Origin of the sequence: Marinilabilia sp. (assembly GCF_016278715.1) — a bacterium.
Lineage (GTDB): Bacteria > Bacteroidota > Bacteroidia > Bacteroidales > Marinilabiliaceae > Marinilabilia.
Genome location: NZ_JADQBH010000164.1, coordinates 1 through 5633, shown reverse-complemented (window position 1 = coordinate 5633; position 5633 = coordinate 1). Strand labels below are relative to the sequence as shown.

At 44.3% G+C, this 5633-nt stretch carries 4 protein-coding genes; all 4 read left to right on the top strand.

Features of this window, described 5'->3' with window-relative positions; genetic code table 11:
• A partial coding sequence (locus QZZ43_RS10460) for a glycoside hydrolase family 97 catalytic domain-containing protein (protein ID WP_291858741.1) occupies positions 1-728 on the top strand: 728 nt, incomplete at its 5' end.
• A 17-nt stretch (positions 729-745) separates the two neighbouring features.
• Positions 746-3379, top strand: a complete 2634-nt coding sequence (gene xyl3A, locus QZZ43_RS10455; RefSeq protein ID WP_291858738.1) for a xylan 1,4-beta-xylosidase — start codon at positions 746-748, stop codon at positions 3377-3379.
• 279 nt (positions 3380-3658) lie between these two features.
• Positions 3659-4573 carry a hypothetical protein gene (locus tag QZZ43_RS10450; protein WP_291858734.1) on the top strand — a complete coding sequence of 305 codons (915 nt, stop codon included), beginning with the start codon at positions 3659-3661 and terminating at the stop codon, positions 4571-4573.
• Between the two features lie 187 nt (positions 4574-4760).
• On the top strand, positions 4761-5633 hold an 873-nt coding region (locus tag QZZ43_RS10445), incomplete at its 3' end, for a TIM-barrel domain-containing protein (protein WP_291858731.1).

Genomic DNA, 5633 nt, shown 5'->3' with positions numbered 1-5633 from the left:
TGGACTCTTTCCTAAGTGAAAAACAATACATGATTGATTACTACCTTGATATTTTGGAAGACGCTGCAAAATTTGAAATGATGGTCAATTTTCATGGCAGTTTGGTTCCCCGCGGATGGTCACGAACCTATCCTCACCTCATGACAATGGAAGCAGTGCGGGGCGCCGAATGGTACAACAACAATCCTGAATTAACAACCACGGCACCCGGACATAATTCGGTAATGCCTTTTACCCGGAATGTGATAGGATCTATGGATTATACACCGGTTACTTTTACCAACTCCCAAAATCCGCACATTACTTCCTACGGCCATGAACTTGCCTTAAGTGTTGTTTTTGAATCGGCATTTCAGCACATGGCCGACAGACCTGATGGCTATAACGCTTTACCCGATGCACCCCGAACTTTCTTAAAAAATGTACCTGCAGCCTGGGACGACACCAAATTCGTTGATGGCTACCCCGGGCGTGATGTTGTTATTGCCCGAAGAAAAGGCGATATTTGGTATATTGGAGGGTTGAATTCAGAAAACAAAGAAAAAAAACAAAATATAACGCTGGATTTCCTCAACAGCGGGGTGAAATATAAGCTCACCCTAATTGCCGATGGAAAACACGACAAAGATTTTCTAACCAAATATTCAGTAGTTGATAACACCTCGAAAATTGATGTTAAGCTACTCAGGCGCGGCGGTTTTGCTGCCGTTTTAAAACCAGTTCAATAACAATCAAAATATTTGCCATGAAACCGATAATCGTAAAAAAAGCTTTAAAGAAAGCAATGTTGTTTTCTGCAGGCATTCTGCTGACAATATCCTCCATTGCCCAGGAGTACGAGTACCCCTTTCAAAACCCGTCATTAAGTTTTGAAGAACGTGCAAATGACCTAATCTCAAGACTGACCGTCGAAGAGAAAGCCGCTCTGTTGTGCGACCAGTCTGATGCCATTCCACGGCTGGGCATTAAGAAATTCAACTGGTGGAGCGAAGCTCTGCACGGCTATGCCAATAACGACAGTGTAACCGTTTTCCCTGAACCGGTTGGAATGGCTGCCTCATTTAACGATGAATTGGTCTTTGATATTTTCAATGCCACATCCGACGAAGCACGGGCCAAATACCACCAGGCCAAACGAAGAGGAGAAGAAAATCGCAGGTTTCTGAGTCTTTCGGTCTGGACACCCAACGTGAACATCTTCCGAGATCCCCGTTGGGGCCGTGGACAGGAGACTTACGGCGAAGACCCCTACCTGATGTCACGGATGGGAGTTCAGGTAGTTAAAGGATTACAAGGCCCTGAAGATGCCAAATACCGCAAACTGCTGGCCTGTGCCAAGCATTACACCGTTCATTCCGGGCCCGAATGGAGCCGCCACGAGCTAAATGTCAATGATGTAAGCCCTCGTGAGTTTTACGAAACATACATGCCTGCATTCAAAGCTTTGGTTCAGGAGGCTGATGTAAGACAAGTAATGTGCGCTTACCACCGCCTGGATGACGAACCTTGCTGTAGCAACACCCGCATTCTGCAGCGCATCCTCCGCGATGAATGGGGCTATGAGCACCTGGTGGTTGCCGACTGTGGCGCCATCACCGATTTTCATACCACCCATGGTATTTCTTCCACACCTGTTCATGCAGCAGCCACAGGATTACTTGCTGGAACTGACCTCGAATGCATCTGGGACAATTATCATTACAAGATGTTGCCCGAAGCCTTAGAAAAAGATTTAATCAAAGAGGAGCACATCGACAGTAGTTTATTTCGCGTCTTAATGGGGCGTTTCGAACTTGGAGAGATGGATGATGACGCCATTGTTCCATGGGCACAAATACCCGCTTCGGTTTTAAACAACGAAGAACACAGGCAGTTGGCTTACCAAATGGCTCAACAGTCCATGACTTTGTTGCAAAACAAAAACAATGTCCTTCCGTTGGATAAAACATCCCTCAAAAAACTGGCGGTTATAGGCCCGAATGCAGAAGATGAAGAAATGCTCTGGGGAAACTACAACGGTACGCCCATAAGAACCATCACTATTCTGGATGGAATAAAATCAAAGGTAGATTCTGACATTATTCTTCACGACAAAGCCGTTGATCTGGTGGATGATAAAGTGACGCTCAGCTATTTTTCAAAAGGAAAGATTGATGATAAATCAGGATTTAAAGCTACCTATTGGAATCATCCGAATTTTGAAGGGAAGCCTGTGGTGACTCAACAACTTGTTAATCCAATCAGGCTCACTGCCGCCGGACAGCATGAGTTTGCCCCGGGAGTAAAACTTGAAGATTTCTCTGCCAAGTATGAAACCGAATTTACCCCTTCCGTTACAGAAGAAATTGTATTCAAAGGAGGGGCCACCGGTTTTTTCGAAGTGATTGTAAATGGAGATACCCTGACCAGTTATACCAACTGGAGAACTTTACCCGCAAGAATTCCTTTTTCCGTTGAAAAAGGTAAAACGTATGAGATAGAAATCCGTTACGCCCAACGTGAAAACTGGGAGGCCAATATCGAACTTGATTTCGGAAAAGAAGAAGATGTGGATTACACGGCTCTTCTCAAAAAACTGGAAGGCATTGAAACCGTTGTGTTTGCTGGTGGTCTTTCCGGCTCACTCGAAGGAGAAGAAATGCCTGTATCCTTTCCCGGGTTCAAGGGTGGCGACCGCACCAATATGGAGCTTCCGTCCGTTCAGCGAAATTGTCTCAAAGCACTCAAAGAAGCGGGTAAAACCGTGATATTTGTGAACTGTTCAGGTTCGGCTGTTGCATTCGAACCGGAAACCGAATCGTGCGACGCCATTCTTCAGGCCTGGTATGCCGGAGAATCAGGAGGACAAGCTATTGCTGATGTGCTTTTCGGTGATTACAACCCATCAGGAAAACTCCCGCTTACCTTCTATCGGAACTCCGACAACCTCGGCGACTTTGAAGATTACTCCATGGAAGGCCGGACTTATCGCTATACAACCGATTATCTTTTCCCCTTTGGACACGGGTTGAGCTATACCACTTTCGAGATAGGAAAAGCCAAATTGAGCCGATCAACCATAAACTCCAACGAGACCATCAGCATAAACATTCCGGTTAAAAATACCGGTAAACGCGATGGAACTGAAATCGTTCAGGTTTATGTGCGCAAAGTGAACGACATCGATGGACCGCTCAAGACATTGAAAGGTTTTCAACGGGTGGATATCCCTGCAGGTAAAGCAAAGCAAGCGACCATCACTCTTCCTCCCTCCACATTTGAGTTTTATGACTGGGAGCAGCGAAAAATGACTGTGACACCCGGCGAATACGAAGTTTTCTATGGAAATAGTTCCGATGCCAAAGATTTAAAAAGCGAATTGATAAGTATTACTAAATAAAAGCCTCAATAGTCCGTTAAAAAAAACTTAAACGCAAAGGCGCGATGACGCAAAGTTTTTATTATGAGCGAGTTATAGCTTGCTTAAATAATTATATAATGAATTAATTATCAACTGTTTGAAGTTGTCCAAAAAGTATTAAGGATCAAAAAAATGTCATGTTGAGCGTATTCGAAACATCTGTCTTTCAAGTGAACAGATTCTTCGACAAGCTCAGAATGACATCAAAGTTGGACTTTTGGGTCAGCCCCAGAGTATTGAACCTACAAATCTTTATTTATGAAAATAAAAATTAAATCTCTTGTCGCTCTTGCCATTAGCGCATTCATTATTCAAAGTTCCCTCTCCGGACAAGAAACAGTTTCTTCTCCGGGCACGAAAATTCGAGTGGTTGAAGATGGCGGAACAGGCGACTTTAGTGCAATTATGTACACCGATAATTCCTTATCCACCCACACCATTTTCCGCCCTAAAGACTTAAATGCTTTTGGAACGAAAAATAAATTACCCATCATTGCGTGGGGTAACGGAGCCTGTGCCAATTCGCCATGGGAACACATCAATTTCTTATCGGAAGTGGCATCGCATGGATTTCTGGTAGTCGCAATTGGTCCTATGCCCCAGGAAGGGGAACGTGGCGGTGGCGGTTCAACCTCATCACAATTGACGGATGCCATTGATTGGGCAATTGCTCAAAACAACGACAAATCGGGCCCGTTTTACCAAAAAATTGATGTTTCAAAAATTGCAGTAAGCGGCATGTCATGCGGAGGCTTACAAACCCTCGAAACAGCACCCGACCCACGGGTTACCACCACAGTCGTTTGCAATAGTGGTATCCTTGGAAATCCCGGTGGTGGAATGCCGGGAATGCCTGATTTAACCAAAGATCATCTTACCAAACTGCATACTCCAACCCTATATTTATTAGGAGGGGAATCGGATATTGCTTACAACAACGGAATGGACGATTTCAACCGCATCAACCATGTTCCGGTTTTTGTAGCCAATATGGATGTGGGCCACGGTGGAACGTACCGTCAACCACATGGCGGTGAATTCGCCAAAGTAGCAACCGCCTGGTACAAATGGCAATTGAAAGGTGATAAGGAAGCCGGAAAAATGTTTACCGGAGAACCGTGCCAACTTTCAAAATCAACAGTTTGGACAGTTGACAAAAAGAATTTGCCATAGGTTTCCAACACCGACCAAAGACAAAATTCAAATTAAAACATCGCACCACAACACACTAAACGAAAGGGCGTTCCCCACACGGCTTTGTTTTGCCAGATTACTTGAGGGAAATTGGGTGTGTCGCTGTCCGTATTTAAAATGGACTAAAAATTTAGCTGAACTAAAGAGAATAGTAAAAAAAACAATTATGGTCAGATTTAGTATTCTTCCGCTCATTTTAATATTCGCTTTAACAAGTTTTACTTGTAACGGTCAATCGTTTCAGGAAACAGGCTCAGGCGCAAAAACTGTAGCTAACGGTATTAACCTTGAAATTCGATTTTATGGGCCTTCAACAGTCCGTATTCTTAAATGGCCCGAAAACAAATCTTTCGAAAAGGAGAGTTTGTCGGTGGTAAAAGAACCGGGAATTACTGATTTGAAAATCCAACAGGTTCGGAGTAATCTGATAGTCAAAAGCGACCAATTGGCAGTTATCCTAAACATGACCAATGGAACAGTTTCGTTCGAAACACCTACAGGCAAATCACTTTTGAAAGAAAAGGAGTCAGACGAAGGATTTACTGAATTTAACGATGCAGGAGATAAAACATACAGCGTTTCGCAATCATTCTCTCTGGACAAAGACGAAGCCATTTATGGATTGGGTTTTCAGCAACAGGGCAAAATGATACAGCGTAACCTGAAGCTAAACATGATTCAAAACAACACGGAAACCTTCGTCCCTTTTTTCCAGTCCGTCAAAGGATACGGCCTGTTCTGGGACAACTACTCCCCCACTGTTTTTTCCGATAATCAGGACGAGACTTCCTTCACTTCGGAGGTAGGAGACCTGATTGACTATTATTTTATATACGGAGGTAATGCCGATGGTGTCATTGCCCAAATGCGCGACCTTACCGGACATGTGCCCATGTTCCCGTTGTGGACTTATGGTTTCTGGCAAAGCCGGGAGCGGTATAAAAGCCAGGATGAAACTGTGGGCGTTGTCAGAAAATACCGCGAACTGGAAGTACCGCTTGATGGCATTATCCAGGACTGGCGTTACTGGGGCAACAAT

Bases quoted from the DNA above. Each gene is read 5' to 3' on its own strand.
- xyl3A (WP_291858738.1), top strand. From the start codon at position 746: ATGAAACCGATAATCGTAAAAAAAGCTTTAAAGAAAGCAATGTTGTTT.
- QZZ43_RS10450 (WP_291858734.1), top strand. From the start codon at position 3,659: ATGAAAATAAAAATTAAATCTCTTGTCGCTCTTGCCATTAGCGCATTC.